Raw genomic sequence first — 16,485 nt, 5'->3', positions numbered from 1 at the left:
GCACAGTCGGCACCGTGACCTGAAGTGGCAGGGCCAGGCGCTGGCCCGGACCACGAACTCCAAACCTGAACCTCAGGAGTAGAAGTGAAGCGCAGCAAGACTCTCCGCGCTGCGGACGCCAAGATCGACCGGGAGAAGCTGTACGCCCCGCTCGAGGCCGTCCGTCTCGCCAAGGAGACCTCCGCGACCAAGTTCGACGGCACCGTCGAGGTCGCCATGCGTCTGGGCGTCGACCCGCGCAAGGCCGACCAGATGGTCCGTGGCACCGTGAACCTCCCGCACGGCACCGGCAAGACCGCCCGGGTCCTGGTCTTCGCGACCGGTGACCGTGCTGCGGCCGCGGAAGCCGCTGGGGCCGACATCGTCGGCGCCGACGAGCTGATCGACGAGGTCGCGAAGGGCCGCCTGGACTTCGACGCCGTCGTCGCCACCCCGGACCTCATGGGCAAGGTCGGCCGCCTCGGCCGCGTGCTCGGTCCGCGTGGTCTGATGCCGAACCCGAAGACCGGCACCGTCACCCCCGACGTCGTGAAGGCTGTCAACGACATCAAGGGCGGCAAGATCGAGTTCCGCGTCGACAAGCACTCGAACCTGCACTTCATCATCGGCAAGGTGTCCTTCGACGACACCAAGCTGGTGGAGAACTACGCCGCGGCCCTGGAGGAGATCCTCCGTCTGAAGCCGTCGGCCGCCAAGGGTCGCTACATCAAGAAGGCCGCCGTCACCACGACGATGGGCCCCGGCATCCCGCTGGACTCCAACCGCACCCGCAACCTCCTCGTCGAGGAGGACCCGGCCGCCGTCTGAATCTGACGGCAGCCGCGCCTGGCGCGATTGTGACGGGCCCCGCAACCATTTCCGGTGCGGGGCCCGTCCCGTTTTTCGGGTACACGCCCGGGGACGGGCGGTGCCGGTGCGCGCGGTGCGGCGCACGGACCGCGTACGGAGATGGACTCGGGGAGACACGCGGACGAGCGGGCTGCGCTAGCGTGCTGGCTCTCCATGGACGCAAGGGGTGGGACGACATGAACAGCACGACTGCGCGACGCCTGGCGCTGGCGGTCGCGGCCGCGGTGGCCCTGACCGGCGGGGTCGCGGCCTGCGGCTCCTCGGACGACTCGGGGGACTCCGACAAGGCCAAGGGGTCCGGCAAGGGCGGCCTGGGCGTGAGCCCCATCGCCGCGCTCCGGACCATCGAGAACACCACCGACAAGGCGGATTCGGCCAAGGTGGAGTCCGAGACCACCATGGGCTCCGTGATGTCGATGAAGGCCGAGGGTGCCCTCGGCTGGGCCGACGGCCTCACCGGCAACATGACCATCACGTACACCGGTGGCCAGATGGCGGAGACGATGCGCCGGGCCGGCACGACCTCGATGGAGGCCCGCTATCTGCCCGAGGCCTACTACGCGAAGATGGGCGAGCAGTTCGCCGCCCAGGCCGGCGGCAAGCACTGGGTGAAGTACGCCTACGACGACCTGGAGCGGATAGGCGGCGGCTCGGGCGCGTACATGAAGGACGCGATGCAGAACAGCACGCCGCACCAGTCGGTGAAGATGCTGCTCGCCTCCGGTGACGTGAAGAAGGTCGGCGAGGAGAAGGTGCGCGGCGTGGACACCACGCACTACTCCGGCACCGTGAACGTCGCCGAGCTCGCGGAGCAGAGCTCCGGCCTGAGCGAGTCCCAACTCGCCGACATGAAGAAGCAGTTGGAGCAGGCCGGGATCACGACGGAGACCATCGACATCTGGGTCAACGACGAGAACCTGCTCGTGAAGAAGACCGAGCGCGGCGAGATGAAGACCGGCCGGCTCTCCGCCACCGCGTACTACAGCGACTACGGCACCGAGGTCTCCGCCGAGGAGCCCCCTGCCGACGACACGGCGGACTTCAAGGACCTGATGAACCAGCAGCCGAGCATGTAGGACCGCTCCGGCCCCGCCCCGCCGCAGGTGAGCCCGGCCGCCGAAGAACCCGGAGGAAGGCCCCGCCTACCTTCGGGTAATCTCGGCCGGGCAATAAATGAACCAAATGTTCCTAGGGGTGGGGTCATGAGCATTTCCGTACGTACGGGACGCAAGAGAACCGCGGGCGCCGCGCTCGCCGCCGTGCTGCTCGCGGGTGGTGCGGTCAGCTGCGGGTCGGAGAAGTCCGACAAGGCGGGGGGCGACATGGCACCCGCGGCGGCCGTGAAGAAGGCCGCGGCCAAGAGCGAGGACCTGACCTCGTTCACCTTCCGCATGGACGGCAAGGTCCCGGGCGACGGCCGGGTCAAGGCCGAGGCGGCCATGAGCACCAAGCCGCTCGCCATGCGGATGGAGATGAGCGCGACCGACAAGGGCGTCCCGCAGAAGGCGGAGATCCGGCTCGTCGGCGGCGGCCTCTACCTCGGCGGCGGCAAGGAAGCCGCCAAGGAGATGGACGGCAAGAGCTGGATCAAGTTCCCCGCCAAGGGCCTGGGCAAGGGCACGGACAAGCCCGGCGGCACCTCGCTCTCCGCCCAGGCGGACAACAACCCGGCCGACCAGTCCACGCTCCTCACCGGCTCCGACGACCTGAAGAAGGTCGGCACCGAGAAGGTCGAGGGCGTCGAGACCACCCGCTACACGGGCACGGTCACGATGGACCGGCTGCGCGAGCTCATGAAGGACGAGGACGCGGCCACCAAGAAGCGCCGCGAGAAGAGCTTCAAGCAGTACGAGGACATGGGCGTCGAGAAGCTCACGATGGACATGTGGATCGACGGCGAGGACCACACCAAGCAGTTCCGCGCCCGCGGCAAGGGCGACAAGGGACCCCTCGACATGACCATCACCTTCATCGACTACAACAAGAAGGTGACCATCACGGCCCCGCCGGCGAGCCAGGTCATGGACATCGCCAAGGAGATGAAGGGCGCCCAGGGCTGATCCCCGGCCGGCCCGGACCGACCCGATTTGCCTGACGCGGATCCGTTCGCGTACGCTTCCACAGAAGCCAAAGACCGCTGGTCGTTGCCGTGTGCTCGCAAGAGGGTGCGGTGGCCGAAGGATCCGCTGAAGCTGCGGACGACCCGCGTAGGTGACTGTGGAAGTGCTCCCGGACGGTTCTCCGTCAGGTCGAGCTCACGCCCCGTGCGCCTGCGCCGGGGCGTTTCGTTTTGTGCAGAACCCCTTCCTGTGTGCCTGATTCAGGCGGTCCGGCGACACGTGGCTGATCGAAAGGTCAGTCGAGGATCATCACCCCGGAAGGAGGCCGAGGCTCATGGCGACGTCCGACAAGGTCGCAGCCGTCGAGGAGATCACGCAGAAGCTGCGCGACTCCAACGCTGCTGTTGTCACTTCTTACACCGGACTGTCCGTGGCGCAGCTCAAGGAGCTTCGCCGTTCTCTCGGCGAGAACGCTCAGTACCGTGTGGTGAAGAACACGCTGACCAAGATCGCGGCCAACGAGGCCGGGATCCAGCTGGACGAGCACCTCAAGGGCTCGACGGCTGTCGCCTTCGTGACCGGTGACCCGGTCGAGGCGGCGAAGGGTCTTCGTGACTTCGCCAAGGACAACCCCTCTCTCGTCATCAAGGGCGGTGTCCTTGACGGCAAGGCGCTGACCGCCGACGAGATCAAGAAGCTTGCGGACCTCGAGTCCCGCGAGGTTCTGCTCAGCAAGCTGGCGGGTGCCATGAAGGGCAAGCAGTCCCAGGCTGCCTCTGTCTTCCAGGCGCTCCCGTCGAAGCTCGTCCGCACCGTGGACGCGCTTCGCGCCAAGCAGGCCGAGCAGGGCGGTGCCGAGTAATTCGGCTCGCACAGTGACCGCCGCCTGAGGCGACGGTCGTATGCGGGCCACTAGTACAGCCCGCCTCTCATGTACATCCGGCACCCGCCGAATTAGTGGAAGGACCGCCATCATGGCGAAGCTCAGCCAGGACGACCTGCTTGCCCAGTTCGAAGAGATGACCCTCATCGAGCTCTCCGAGTTCGTGAAGGCCTTCGAGGAGAAGTTCGACGTCACCGCCGCCGCTGCCGCGCCGGTCGTCGTCGCCGGTGGTGCCGCTGGTGGCGCCGCCGCCGAGGCCGCCGAGGAGCAGGACGAGTTCGACGTCATCCTCACCGGCGCCGGCGACAAGAAGATCCAGGTCATCAAGGTCGTGCGCGAGCTGACCTCCCTGGGTCTGAAGGAGGCCAAGGACCTCGTCGACGGCACCCCGAAGCCGGTCCTCGAGAAGGTCGCCAAGGACGCCGCGGAGAAGGCCGCCGAGGCCCTCAAGGGCGCCGGCGCCTCCGTCGAGGTCAAGTAACACCTCGCCGCGCGCCCACGGGCGCGTGGCGCGAGTCTTCTGACTCTTCCGTGTGCTCGCGGCCCCCGGGCTGTAACGCACACACACCGAACGGCGATCACCCATGTGGGTGGTCGCCTTTCGGCGTTCCCGGGCACGCGTGCGGCGGCTGCCTTGCACTGTCGGTCGCGGCGAGTATGGTGATCTTCGTTGTGCCTGGCGACAGGCCGTGACGGCGACGACGCCAGGCCTCGTCCGGGCATGGGGGGCCTTGACGAACCGCACGCAGCGCGCAATTCTCAGGACGCGTCGTCACAACGATCCGCATCCGAGGCATGGATCGGCGACGAAGAGGGCAGTATCGATGTGCGTTGAGGACGTGGCTTGCCGCAGGTGTTGAGAACAACGAGGGTCTCCAAAAACCGGGACTGGACATCAGTGGGCCAGGTGGCTACACTGACCCTTTGCGCTGCCTGTTAGCTGCCTCCTGCCCGTCACCAGGGGCATGCCCATGCTTGAGCACCGTGGACTGAAACCACCCTGACCTGGGATTTCTGTCTCTCTGCCAGCTTGGGACCGGTACGCGCGTAGTGAGTCCGAGCCCTCGGAAGGACCCCCTCTTGGCCGCCTCGCGCACTGCCTCGACCGCGAATACGAACAACGGCGCCAGCACCGCCCCGCTGCGCATCTCCTTTGCAAAGATCAAGGAGCCCCTCGAGGTTCCGAACCTTCTTGCGCTGCAGACCGAAAGCTTTGACTGGCTGCTCGGCAACGACGCGTGGAAGGCTCGTGTCGAGGCGGCTCTGGAAAGCGGACAGGACGTCCCCACCAAGTCCGGTCTGGAGGAGATCTTCGAGGAGATCTCCCCGATCGAGGACTTCTCCGGGTCGATGTCGCTGACCTTCCGCGACCACCGTTTCGAGCCTCCGAAGAACTCCATCGACGAGTGCAAGGAGCGCGACTTCACGTTCGCCGCCCCGCTCTTCGTCACCGCCGAGTTCACCAACAACGAGACCGGTGAGATCAAGTCCCAGACGGTCTTCATGGGCGACTTCCCGCTCATGACGAACAAGGGCACCTTCGTCATCAACGGCACCGAGCGTGTCGTGGTGTCGCAGCTGGTCCGTTCGCCCGGCGTCTACTTCGACTCCTCCATCGACAAGACGTCCGACAAGGACATCTTCTCCGCCAAGATCATCCCGTCCCGGGGTGCCTGGCTCGAGATGGAGATCGACAAGCGCGACATGGTCGGTGTCCGCATCGACCGCAAGCGCAAGCAGTCGGTCACCGTCCTCCTGAAGGCTCTCGGCTGGACCACCGAGCAGATCCTCGAGGAGTTCGGCGAGTACGAGTCCATGCGCGCCACCCTGGAGAAGGACCACACCCAGGGCCAGGACGACGCGCTGCTCGACATCTACCGCAAGCTCCGTCCGGGCGAGCCGCCGACCCGCGAGGCCGCGCAGACGCTGCTCGAGAACCTCTACTTCAACCCGAAGCGCTACGACCTCGCGAAGGTCGGCCGCTACAAGGTCAACAAGAAGCTGGGTGCGGACGCGCCGCTCGACGCGGGCGTCCTGACGGTCGAGGACATCATCGCCTCGATCAAGTACCTGGTGAAGCTGCACGCCGGTGAGACCGAGACCGTCGGTGACAGCGGTGTGGGCATCGTCGTCGAGACCGACGACATCGACCACTTCGGCAACCGCCGCCTGCGCAACGTCGGCGAGCTCATCCAGAACCAGGTCCGCACGGGTCTGGCTCGTATGGAGCGCGTCGTGCGTGAGCGCATGACGACGCAGGACGTCGAGGCGATCACGCCGCAGACGCTGATCAACATCCGGCCGGTCGTCGCCTCCATCAAGGAGTTCTTCGGCACCAGCCAGCTGTCGCAGTTCATGGACCAGAACAACCCGCTGTCGGGTCTCACCCACAAGCGCCGTCTGTCGGCTCTTGGCCCGGGTGGTCTCTCCCGTGAGCGGGCCGGCTTCGAGGTCCGTGACGTGCACCCGTCTCACTACGGCCGCATGTGCCCGATCGAGACGCCCGAAGGCCCGAACATCGGTCTGATCGGTTCGCTGGCCTCCTACGGCCGTGTGAACGCCTTCGGCTTCGTCGAGACGCCGTACCGCAAGGTCGTCGACGACCAGGTCACCGACGAGGTGGACTACCTGACCGCCGACGAGGAGGACCGGTTCGTCATCGCCCAGGCCAACGCGCCGCTGACCGATGACCTCCGGTTCGCCGAGAACCGCGTCCTGGTCCGCCGCCGTGGTGGCGAGGTCGACTACGTCGCCGGTTCCGACGTGGACTACATGGACGTCTCGCCGCGCCAGATGGTGTCGGTCGCGACGGCCATGATCCCCTTCCTCGAGCACGACGACGCCAACCGTGCCCTCATGGGCGCGAACATGATGCGTCAGGCCGTGCCGCTGATCACCGCCGAGGCCCCCCTCGTCGGCACCGGCATGGAGTACCGCTGCGCGGTCGACGCCGGTGACGTGATCAAGGCCGAGAAGGCGGGTGTGGTCCAGGAGGTCTCCGCGGACTACGTCACCGTCACCAACGACGACGGCACGTACACCACGTACCGCGTCGCGAAGTTCTCCCGGTCCAACCAGGGCACCTCGGTGAACCAGAAGGTCGTCGTCGAGGAGGGTGCCCGCGTCATCGAGGGCCAGGTCCTCGCCGACGGTCCGGCCACCGAAGAGGGCGAGATGGCCCTCGGCAAGAACCTGCTCGTGGCGTTCATGCCGTGGGAGGGTCACAACTACGAGGACGCGATCATCCTGTCGCAGCGCCTCGTGCAGGACGACGTCCTCTCCTCGATCCACATCGAGGAGCACGAGGTCGACGCCCGTGACACCAAGCTCGGCCCGGAGGAGATCACCCGGGACATCCCGAACGTCTCCGAGGAGGTCCTCGCCGACCTCGACGAGCGCGGCATCATCCGTATCGGTGCCGAGGTCGTCGCCGGCGACATCCTCGTCGGCAAGGTCACGCCCAAGGGTGAGACCGAGCTGACGCCGGAGGAGCGCCTGCTCCGCGCGATCTTCGGTGAGAAGGCCCGCGAGGTCCGTGACACCTCCCTGAAGGTCCCGCACGGCGAGATCGGCAAGGTCATCGGCGTCCGCGTCTTCGACCGTGAAGAGGGCGACGAGCTGCCGCCGGGCGTGAACCAGCTGGTTCGTGTCTACGTGGCGCAGAAGCGCAAGATCACGGACGGTGACAAGCTCGCCGGCCGTCACGGCAACAAGGGCGTCATCTCGAAGATCCTGCCCATCGAGGACATGCCGTTCCTCGAGGACGGAACTCCGGTCGACATCATCCTCAACCCGCTGGGTGTCCCGTCCCGAATGAACCCGGGACAGGTCCTGGAGATCCACCTCGGCTGGCTCGCCAGCCGCGGCTGGGACGTCTCCGGCCTCGGGGACGAGTGGGCACAGCGCCTGCAGGCGATCGGCGCCGACTCGGTCGCCCCGGGCACGAACGTCGCGACCCCGGTCTTCGACGGTGCCCGCGAGGGCGAGCTGGCCGGTCTGCTCCAGCACACGATCCCGAACCGCGACGGCGAGCGCATGGTGCTCCCCTCCGGCAAGGCGCGTCTGTTCGACGGCCGCTCCGGCGAGCCGTTCCCGGACCCGATCTCGGTCGGGTACATGTACATCCTCAAGCTGCACCACCTGGTCGACGACAAGCTGCACGCCCGGTCGACCGGTCCGTACTCGATGATCACCCAGCAGCCGCTGGGTGGTAAGGCGCAGTTCGGTGGACAGCGCTTCGGAGAGATGGAGGTGTGGGCCCTTGAGGCATACGGCGCCGCCTACGCCCTCCAGGAGCTGCTGACGATCAAGTCCGACGACGTGACCGGCCGCGTGAAGGTCTACGAGGCCATCGTCAAGGGCGAGAACATCCCCGAGCCCGGCATTCCCGAGTCCTTCAAGGTGCTCATCAAGGAAATGCAGTCGCTCTGCCTCAACGTGGAGGTGCTGTCCTCGGACGGCATGTCCATCGAGATGCGCGACACGGATGAGGACGTCTTCCGCGCGGCGGAGGAGCTCGGTATCGACCTGTCCCGGCGCGAGCCGAGCAGCGTCGAAGAGGTCTGACGGGAGTCCGGCGGGCTCAGAGATGAGCCCGCCGGCCCCAGGACCCCCGTTTCAGACCCCTAAGACTTACAACCCTGAGAGGGATTGACGCATAGTGCTCGACGTCAACTTCTTCGATGAGCTCCGGATCGGTCTGGCCACCGCTGACGACATCCGTCAGTGGAGCCACGGCGAGGTCAAGAAGCCCGAGACCATCAACTACCGCACCCTCAAGCCCGAAAAGGACGGACTCTTCTGCGAGAAGATCTTCGGTCCGACCCGGGACTGGGAGTGCTACTGCGGCAAGTACAAGCGCGTCCGCTTCAAGGGCATCATCTGTGAGCGCTGCGGCGTCGAGGTCACTCGCGCCAAGGTGCGCCGTGAGCGGATGGGCCACATCGAGCTGGCCGCGCCCGTCACGCACATCTGGTACTTCAAGGGCGTCCCGTCGCGCCTCGGCTACCTCCTCGACCTCGCGCCGAAGGACCTCGAGAAGGTCATCTACTTCGCCGCGTACATGATCACGTTCGTGGACGAGGAGCGCCGCACCCGCGACCTGCCCTCCCTGGAGGCGCATGTCTCCGTGGAGCGCCAGCAGATCGAGAACCGCCGCGACGCGGACCTCGAGGCCCGCGCCAAGAAGCTCGAGACCGACCTGGCCGAGCTGGAGGCCGAGGGCGCCAAGGCCGACGTGCGCCGCAAGGTGCGCGAAGGTGCCGAGCGCGAGATGAAGCAGCTGCGCGACCGTGCGCAGCGCGAGATCGACCGTCTCGACGAGGTGTGGAACCGCTTCAAGAACCTCAAGGTCCAGGACCTCGAGGGCGACGAGCTGCTCTACCGCGAGCTGCGTGACCGCTTCGGCACGTACTTCGACGGCTCGATGGGTGCCGCGGCGCTGCAGAAGCGCCTGGAGTCCTTCGACCTCGACGAGGAGGCCGAGCGCCTCCGCGAGATCATCCGCACCGGCAAGGGCCAGAAGAAGACCCGTGCGCTCAAGCGCCTCAAGGTCGTCTCCGCGTTCCTGCAGACCAGCAACAGCCCCAAGGGCATGGTTCTGGACTGCGTGCCGGTCATCCCGCCGGACCTGCGTCCGATGGTGCAGCTGGACGGTGGCCGCTTCGCGACCTCCGACCTGAACGACCTGTACCGCCGCGTGATCAACCGCAACAACCGCCTGAAGCGCCTTCTCGACCTCGGTGCGCCCGAGATCATCGTGAACAACGAGAAGCGCATGCTCCAGGAGGCCGTCGACGCGCTCTTCGACAACGGCCGTCGTGGTCGCCCGGTCACGGGCCCCGGCAACCGTCCGCTGAAGTCGCTGTCCGACATGCTCAAGGGCAAGCAGGGCCGCTTCCGTCAGAACCTCCTCGGCAAGCGTGTGGACTACTCCGCGCGTTCCGTGATCGTCGTCGGTCCGCAGCTGAAGCTGCACCAGTGCGGTCTGCCGAAGGCGATGGCGCTCGAGCTCTTCAAGCCGTTCGTGATGAAGCGCCTGGTCGACCTGAACCACGCGCAGAACATCAAGAGCGCCAAGCGGATGGTCGAGCGCGGCCGCACGGTCGTGTACGACGTCCTCGAAGAGGTCATCGCCGAGCACCCGGTTCTCCTGAACCGTGCGCCCACGCTGCACCGCCTCGGCATCCAGGCCTTCGAGCCGCAGCTGGTCGAGGGCAAGGCCATCCAGATCCACCCACTCGTCTGCACCGCGTTCAACGCGGACTTCGACGGTGACCAGATGGCCGTGCACCTGCCGCTCTCCGCGGAGGCGCAGGCCGAGGCCCGCATCCTGATGCTGTCCTCGAACAACATCCTCAAGCCCGCCGACGGCCGCCCCGTCACCATGCCCACCCAGGACATGGTGCTCGGCCTCTTCTTCCTCACCACGGACGAAGAGGAGCGCGAGGTCAAGGGCGAGGGCCGGTCCTTCGGCTCCACGGCCGAGGCGATCATGGCGTTCGACGCCAAGGAGCTCTCGCTCCAGGCGAAGGTCGACATCCGCTTCCCGGTGGGCACCTTCCCGCCCCGCGGCTGGACCCCGCCGGTCGACGAGGACGGCGACGACGCCCTCGGCGGCGCGTACCAGCAGGGCGACAGCTTCCGGCTGCGCACGACCCTGGGCCGCGCGCTCTTCAACGAGCTGCTGCCCGAGGACTACCCGTTCGTCGACTACTCGGTGGGCAAGAAGCAGCTCTCCGAGATCGTCAACGACCTGGCCGAGCGCTACCCCAAGGTCATCGTGGCGGCGACGCTCGACAACCTGAAGGCGGCGGGCTTCTACTGGGCTACCCGTTCCGGTGTCACCGTGGCCATCTCCGACGTCGTGGTCCCCGAGGCCAAGAAGGCGATCGTCGCGGGCTACGAGGCGCAGGACGAGAAGGTCCAGAAGCAGTACGAGCGCGGTCTGATCACCAAGGAAGAGCGCACGCAGGAGCTCATCGCGATCTGGACCAAGGCGACCAACGAGGTCGCCGAGGCGATGAACGCGAACTTCCCCAAGACCAACCCCATCTTCATGATGGTTGACTCGGGTGCCCGAGGAAACATGATGCAGATGCGGCAGATCGCCGGTATGCGTGGTCTGGTGTCGAACGCGAAGAACGAGACCATCCCGCGTCCCATTAAGGCGTCCTTCCGTGAGGGCCTGTCCGTGCTGGAGTACTTCATCTCCACGCACGGTGCCCGTAAGGGTCTCGCGGACACCGCCCTTCGTACCGCCGACTCCGGTTACCTCACCCGTCGTCTGGTCGACGTCTCCCAGGACGTCATCATTCGCGAGGAGGACTGTGGCACCGAGCGCGGTCTGAAGCTGAAGATCGCGGTCCGTGGCGAGGACGGCGTGCTCCGCAAGACGGAGAACGTCGAGACGTCCGTGTACGCCCGCATGCTGGCCGAGGACGTCGTCATCGACGGCAAGGTCATCGCGCCGGCCAACGTCGACCTCGGTGACGTGCTCATCGACGCCCTGGTCGCCAACGGCGTCGAGGAGGTCAAGACCCGCTCGGTCCTGACCTGTGAGTCCGCGGTCGGCACCTGTGCCTTCTGCTACGGCCGCTCGCTCGCCACCGGCAAGCTGGTCGACATCGGTGAGGCGGTCGGCATCATCGCCGCCCAGTCCATCGGTGAGCCCGGCACGCAGCTGACGATGCGTACCTTCCACACCGGTGGTGTGGCCGGTGACGACATCACCCAGGGTCTGCCCCGTGTCGTCGAGCTCTTCGAGGCTCGTACGCCGAAGGGTGTCGCCCCGATCTCCGAGGCCGCGGGCCGCGTCCGCATCGAGGAGACCGAGAAGACCAAGAAGCTCGTCGTCACCCCGGACGACGGCAGCGACGAGACGGCGTTCCCGATCTCGAAGCGTGCCCGTCTCCTGGTGGGCGAGGGCGACCACGTCGAGGTGGGCCAGAAGCTCACCGTGGGTGCCACCAACCCGCACGACGTGCTCCGGATCCTCGGCCAGCGCGCCGTCCAGGTCCACCTGGTCGGAGAGGTCCAGAAGGTCTACAACTCGCAGGGCGTGTCGATCCACGACAAGCACATCGAGATCATCATCCGGCAGATGCTGCGCCGCGTGACGATCATCGAGTCCGGCGACGCCGAGCTGCTGCCCGGCGAGCTCGTGGAGCGCTCGAAGTTCGAGACCGAGAACCGTCGTGTGGTCACCGAGGGCGGTCACCCCGCCTCCGGCCGTCCGCAGCTGATGGGTATCACCAAGGCCTCGCTGGCGACGGAGTCCTGGCTGTCGGCCGCCTCCTTCCAGGAGACGACCCGAGTCCTGACGGATGCGGCGATCAACGCCAAGTCCGACAGCCTCATCGGCCTCAAGGAGAACGTCATCATCGGTAAGCTCATCCCGGCCGGTACGGGCCTGTCCCGCTACCGCAACATCCGGGTCGAGCCGACCGAGGAGGCCAAGGCCGCGATGTACTCGGCCGTCGGCTACGACGACATCGACTACTCGCCCTTCGGGACGGGTTCGGGTCAGGCCGTGCCGCTGGAGGACTACGACTACGGTCCGTACAACCAGTAAGAGCGCGCAGCGCACCACCGCGGGGCGGTCGTCCGACGAAGGTCGGGTGGCCGCCCCGCGGCGCGTTGGCGCATCATGGAGGGCACACAACGTGCGGGGGAGGCATGCATGACGGATCCGTCGTGGCAGCCGGGGGCGTGGCCGCCCCATCAGGGGCCGTCTCACCAGGGGCCGCCTCACCAGGGACTGCCCGCCATGCGCCCTGCGCAGGGCCAGCCGTCGATGCTGGCCGCCCACTCCGACCGTGAGCGCGCCGTCGACGTGCTGCGCGCGGGCTTCGCCGAGGGGCGGCTGCAGAAGGAGGAGTACGAGCGCCGGGTCGAGCGCGCGTACCAGGCCCGCACGGTGGGGGACCTCAGCCTCCTCGTCGCCGACCTGCCCCAGGGCCCGGCCGCCTTCCAGCAGGCCCCGATGGTGGTCCCGCCCACCTTCATGCCCGCGGCGCCCACGAACGGCAAGGCCACCGCGGCGATGGTGTGCGGGATTGCGACGTTCTTCACGTTCGGCGCCTCGGCCGTGCCCGCGGTCATCCTCGGCCACATGGCCCGCGCCGAGATCCGCCAGACCCACGAGCAGGGCGACGGCCAGGCGGTCGCGGGCCTGGCCCTGGGCTGGCTGGCGATCGTGGGGTGGGCACTGCTGTTGCTGCTGATCGTTTCGGCGGCTTCGGGCTGACGGGGGCCGCAAGGCCGACCAACAGCACAAAGGGGGCACTCGCGCACCTGGGGCGCGAGGTGACCCCGGCGTGTCCGGGGTCCGGGGTATTTGTTTTGACCGCAGCCAATGAGGTAGGTACGCTCAGACCTTGTGCCTGGGGTGTGCCCGGGCTCGTGTGCGTGTCTTCAGCCGCACGGCGAGTTCGATACCGGCCACCGCAATCTGCGCTCTCTCCGCCTTCAGCGGGAGTCTGCAGCATTCGACACACCCGACCGCGTGGGTCGGCGACGTTCCAGGTTAGCTTTACTATTCGGCACACAGAAACCGGAGAAGTAGTGCCTACGATCCAGCAGCTGGTCCGCAAGGGCCGGCAGGACAAGGTCGAGAAGAACAAGACGCCCGCACTCGAGGGTTCCCCTCAGCGTCGTGGCGTCTGCACGCGTGTGTTCACGACCACCCCGAAGAAGCCGAACTCGGCCCTGCGTAAGGTCGCGCGTGTGCGTCTGACCAGCGGGATCGAGGTCACTGCTTACATTCCGGGTGAGGGACACAACCTGCAGGAGCACTCCATCGTGCTCGTGCGCGGCGGCCGTGTGAAGGACCTGCCCGGTGTTCGCTACAAGATCATCCGGGGTTCCCTCGACACCCAGGGTGTCAAGAACCGCAAGCAGGCCCGCAGCCGCTACGGCGCCAAGAAGGAGAAGTAAGAATGCCTCGTAAGGGCCCCGCCCCGAAGCGCCCGGTCATCATCGACCCGGTCTACGGCTCTCCTCTGGTGACCTCCCTCATCAACAAGGTGCTGCTGAACGGCAAGCGCTCCACCGCCGAGCGCATCGTCTACGGCGCCATGGAGGGTCTGCGTGAGAAGACGGGCAACGACCCGGTCATCACGCTGAAGCGCGCGCTCGAGAACATCAAGCCGACCCTCGAGGTCAAGTCCCGCCGCGTCGGTGGCGCCACCTACCAGGTGCCGATCGAGGTCAAGCCCGGTCGCGCCAACACGCTGGCCCTGCGCTGGCTGGTGGGTTACTCCCGCGCCCGTCGCGAGAAGACCATGACCGAGCGTCTGCTCAACGAGCTCCTCGACGCCTCCAACGGCCTCGGTGCCGCTGTGAAGAAGCGCGAGGACACCCACAAGATGGCCGAGTCCAACAAGGCCTTCGCGCACTACCGCTGGTAGTCGCTACCCACATCGAGACCGAGAGAAGACTGAGCCGATATGGCTACCACTTCACTTGACCTGGCCAAGGTGCGCAACATCGGCATCATGGCTCACATCGACGCGGGCAAGACGACGACCACCGAGCGGATCCTGTTCTACACCGGTGTCTCGTACAAGATCGGTGAGGTCCACGACGGCGCCGCCACGATGGACTGGATGGAGCAGGAGCAGGAGCGTGGCATCACGATCACCTCTGCTGCCACCACCTGTCACTGGCCGCTGAACGACGTCGACCACACGATCAACATCATTGACACCCCCGGGCACGTCGACTTCACGGTCGAGGTGGAGCGTTCGCTCCGCGTGCTCGACGGTGCTGTCACGGTGTTCGACGGTGTCGCCGGCGTTGAGCCCCAGTCCGAGACCGTGTGGCGTCAGGCGGACCGCTACGGCGTCCCGCGCATCTGCTTCGTCAACAAGCTCGACCGCACGGGTGCCGAGTTCCACCGCTGCGTCGACATGATCGTCGACCGCCTCGGTGCGACCCCGATCGTCATGCAGCTGCCCATCGGCGCGGAGGCTGACTTCAAGGGCGTCGTCGACCTCGTCACGATGAAGGCCTTCGTCTGGTCCGCCGAGACCAAGATGGGCGAGGCCTACGACATCGTCGACATCCCGGAGACGCACACCGAGGCTGCCGAGGAGTACCGCGGCAAGCTGCTCGAGGCCGTCGCCGAGAACGACGAGCAGATGATGGAGCTGTACCTGGAGGGCCAGGAGCCCACCGAGGAGCAGCTGTACGCGGCCATCCGTCGCATCACCATCGCCTCCGGCAAGGGCGGGGACACCACGGTGACCCCGGTCTTCTGTGGCACCGCGTTCAAGAACAAGGGCGTCCAGCCCCTGCTCGACGCCGTCGTGCGCTACCTGCCCTCCCCCCTGGACGTCGAGGCCATCGAGGGCCACGACGTCAAGGACCCGGAGCAGGTCGTCAAGCGCAAGCCGTCCGACGACGAGCCGCTGTCGGCCCTCGCGTTCAAGATCGCGAGCGACCCGCACCTCGGCAAGCTCACCTTCGTCCGGATCTACTCCGGTCGCCTGGACTCCGGCACCGCGGTGCTGAACTCCGTGAAGGGCAAGAAGGAGCGCATCGGCAAGATCTACCGCATGCACGCGAACAAGCGTGAGGAGATCGAGTCGGTGGGCGCCGGTGACATCGTCGCCGTCATGGGTCTGAAGCAGACCACCACGGGCGAGACGCTCTGTGACGACAAGGCCCCGGTCATCCTGGAGTCCATGGACTTCCCGGCCCCGGTCATCCAGGTCGCCATCGAGCCGAAGTCCAAGGGTGACCAGGAGAAGCTGGGTGTCGCCATCCAGCGTCTCTCGGAGGAGGACCCCTCCTTCCAGGTTCACTCGGACGAGGAGACCGGCCAGACCATCATCGGTGGTATGGGCGAGCTTCACCTCGAGGTGCTCGTCGACCGCATGAAGCGCGAGTTCCGCGTCGAGGCGAACGTCGGCAAGCCGCAGGTCGCGTACCGCGAGACGATCCGTCGGGCCGTCGAGCGCGTGGACTACACCCACAAGAAGCAGACCGGTGGTACCGGTCAGTTCGCCAAGGTGCAGATCGCGATCGAGCCGATCCTCGACGGCGACGCGTCGTACGAGTTCGTGAACAAGGTCACCGGTGGCCGCATCCCGCGGGAGTACATCCCGTCGGTGGACGCCGGTGCGCAGGAGGCCATGCAGTTCGGCATCCTGGCGGGCTACGAGATGACGGGCGTCCGCGTCACGCTCATCGACGGCGCCTACCACGAGGTCGACTCCTCCGAGCTCGCCTTCAAGATCGCCGGTTCGCAGGCCTTCAAGGAGGCCGCGCGGCAGGCCAAGCCCGTGCTGCTCGAGCCGATGATGGCCGTCGAGGTCACCACGCCCGAGGACTACATGGGCGACGTCATCGGCGACATCAACTCCCGCCGTGGCCAGATCCAGGCCATGGAGGAGCGCAGCGGCGCTCGCGTCGTGAAGGGCCTCGTGCCCCTCTCGGAGATGTTCGGCTACGTCGGAGACCTCCGCAGCAAGACGTCGGGTCGCGCAAGCTACTCGATGCAGTTCGACTCCTACGCCGAGGTTCCGCGGAACGTCGCCGAGGAGATCATCGCGAAGGCCAAGGGCGAGTAACTCACCCGAGTACACGCTTTAGGCTTGACTCCGGAGCATCCGGGTCATTCCAGCCCCTACCGGGACGGAATGGCCCGGGCCCCGGGCACCCCAGCAAAGATCACCTGGCGCCGATGAA

General features: G+C 66.7%; 11 protein-coding genes. All 11 read left to right on the top strand.

Annotated elements, in window-relative coordinates:
* Positions 1-84 precede the first annotated feature (84 nt).
* The 11 genes from rplA to fusA all read left to right on the top strand — a co-directional run bounded on the left by rplA (position 85) and on the right by fusA (position 16,367).
* Positions 85-807 (top strand): 50S ribosomal protein L1, encoded by a 723-nt coding sequence (gene rplA, locus OO63_RS10180; RefSeq protein ID WP_030359032.1) that lies wholly within the window; start codon positions 85-87, stop codon positions 805-807.
* Positions 808-1,025: 218 nt separating this feature from the next.
* Positions 1,026-1,925, top strand: a complete 900-nt coding sequence (locus OO63_RS10175) for an SCO4651 family lipoprotein (protein ID WP_030359031.1) — start codon at positions 1,026-1,028, stop codon at positions 1,923-1,925.
* A gap of 126 nt (positions 1,926-2,051) precedes the next feature.
* The gene (locus OO63_RS10170) at positions 2,052-2,909 is read left to right on the top strand and encodes an SCO4651 family lipoprotein (RefSeq protein WP_030359030.1); all 858 of its coding nucleotides are present in this window, start codon (positions 2,052-2,054) and stop codon (positions 2,907-2,909) included.
* A 334-nt stretch (positions 2,910-3,243) separates the two neighbouring features.
* Positions 3,244-3,771 carry a 50S ribosomal protein L10 gene (gene rplJ / locus OO63_RS10165; protein WP_030359029.1) on the top strand — a complete coding sequence of 176 codons (528 nt, stop codon included), beginning with the start codon at positions 3,244-3,246 and terminating at the stop codon, positions 3,769-3,771.
* Positions 3,772-3,883: 112 nt separating this feature from the next.
* Entirely contained in the window at positions 3,884-4,273 is a 390-nt protein-coding gene (gene rplL, locus OO63_RS10160; protein ID WP_016645187.1) for a 50S ribosomal protein L7/L12, read from the top strand.
* Positions 4,274-4,872: 599 nt separating this feature from the next.
* Positions 4,873-8,358, top strand: coding sequence for a DNA-directed RNA polymerase subunit beta (rpoB, locus tag OO63_RS10155; protein WP_033263996.1), 3,486 nt, complete (start codon positions 4,873-4,875; stop codon positions 8,356-8,358).
* 94 nt (positions 8,359-8,452) lie between these two features.
* Positions 8,453-12,364: a DNA-directed RNA polymerase subunit beta' gene (locus OO63_RS10150; RefSeq protein ID WP_030359027.1), complete on the top strand. Its 3,912-nt coding sequence runs from the start codon at positions 8,453-8,455 to the stop codon at positions 12,362-12,364.
* Between the two features lie 108 nt (positions 12,365-12,472).
* A complete protein-coding gene (locus OO63_RS10145; RefSeq protein WP_199819498.1) occupies positions 12,473-13,039 on the top strand; it encodes a DUF1707 and DUF4190 domain-containing protein in 567 nt (188 codons plus the stop codon).
* Positions 13,040-13,356: 317 nt separating this feature from the next.
* Positions 13,357-13,728, top strand: a complete 372-nt coding sequence (gene rpsL / locus OO63_RS10140) for a 30S ribosomal protein S12 (protein WP_003948652.1) — start codon at positions 13,357-13,359, stop codon at positions 13,726-13,728.
* A gap of 2 nt (positions 13,729-13,730) precedes the next feature.
* The gene (gene rpsG, locus OO63_RS10135; RefSeq protein WP_003974303.1) at positions 13,731-14,201 is read left to right on the top strand and encodes a 30S ribosomal protein S7; all 471 of its coding nucleotides are present in this window, start codon (positions 13,731-13,733) and stop codon (positions 14,199-14,201) included.
* Positions 14,202-14,240: 39 nt separating this feature from the next.
* Positions 14,241-16,367 (top strand): elongation factor G, encoded by a 2,127-nt coding sequence (gene fusA, locus OO63_RS10130; RefSeq protein ID WP_030359025.1) that lies wholly within the window; start codon positions 14,241-14,243, stop codon positions 16,365-16,367.
* Positions 16,368-16,485 lie beyond the last annotated feature (118 nt).

This window comes from Streptomyces alboflavus, assembly GCF_000716675.1.
GTDB lineage: Bacteria > Actinomycetota > Actinomycetes > Streptomycetales > Streptomycetaceae > Streptomyces > Streptomyces alboflavus.
The sequence above is the reverse complement of the archived record's forward strand: the minus strand, read 5'-3'. Positions and strand labels throughout refer to the sequence as shown.

What these genes read in the sequence shown, in the direction of transcription:
- OO63_RS10175 (WP_030359031.1), top strand. Translation starts at nt 1,026, where the DNA reads ATGAACAGCACGACTGCGCGACGCCTGGCGCTGGCGGTCGCGGCCGCG.
- OO63_RS10170 (WP_030359030.1), top strand. Translation starts at nt 2,052, where the DNA reads ATGAGCATTTCCGTACGTACGGGACGCAAGAGAACCGCGGGCGCCGCG.
- rplJ (WP_030359029.1), top strand. Translation starts at nt 3,244, where the DNA reads ATGGCGACGTCCGACAAGGTCGCAGCCGTCGAGGAGATCACGCAGAAG.
- rplL (WP_016645187.1), top strand. Translation starts at nt 3,884, where the DNA reads ATGGCGAAGCTCAGCCAGGACGACCTGCTTGCCCAGTTCGAAGAGATG.
- OO63_RS10145 (WP_199819498.1), top strand. Translation starts at nt 12,473, where the DNA reads ATGACGGATCCGTCGTGGCAGCCGGGGGCGTGGCCGCCCCATCAGGGG.
- rpsG (WP_003974303.1), top strand. Translation starts at nt 13,731, where the DNA reads ATGCCTCGTAAGGGCCCCGCCCCGAAGCGCCCGGTCATCATCGACCCG.
- fusA (WP_030359025.1), top strand. Translation starts at nt 14,241, where the DNA reads ATGGCTACCACTTCACTTGACCTGGCCAAGGTGCGCAACATCGGCATC.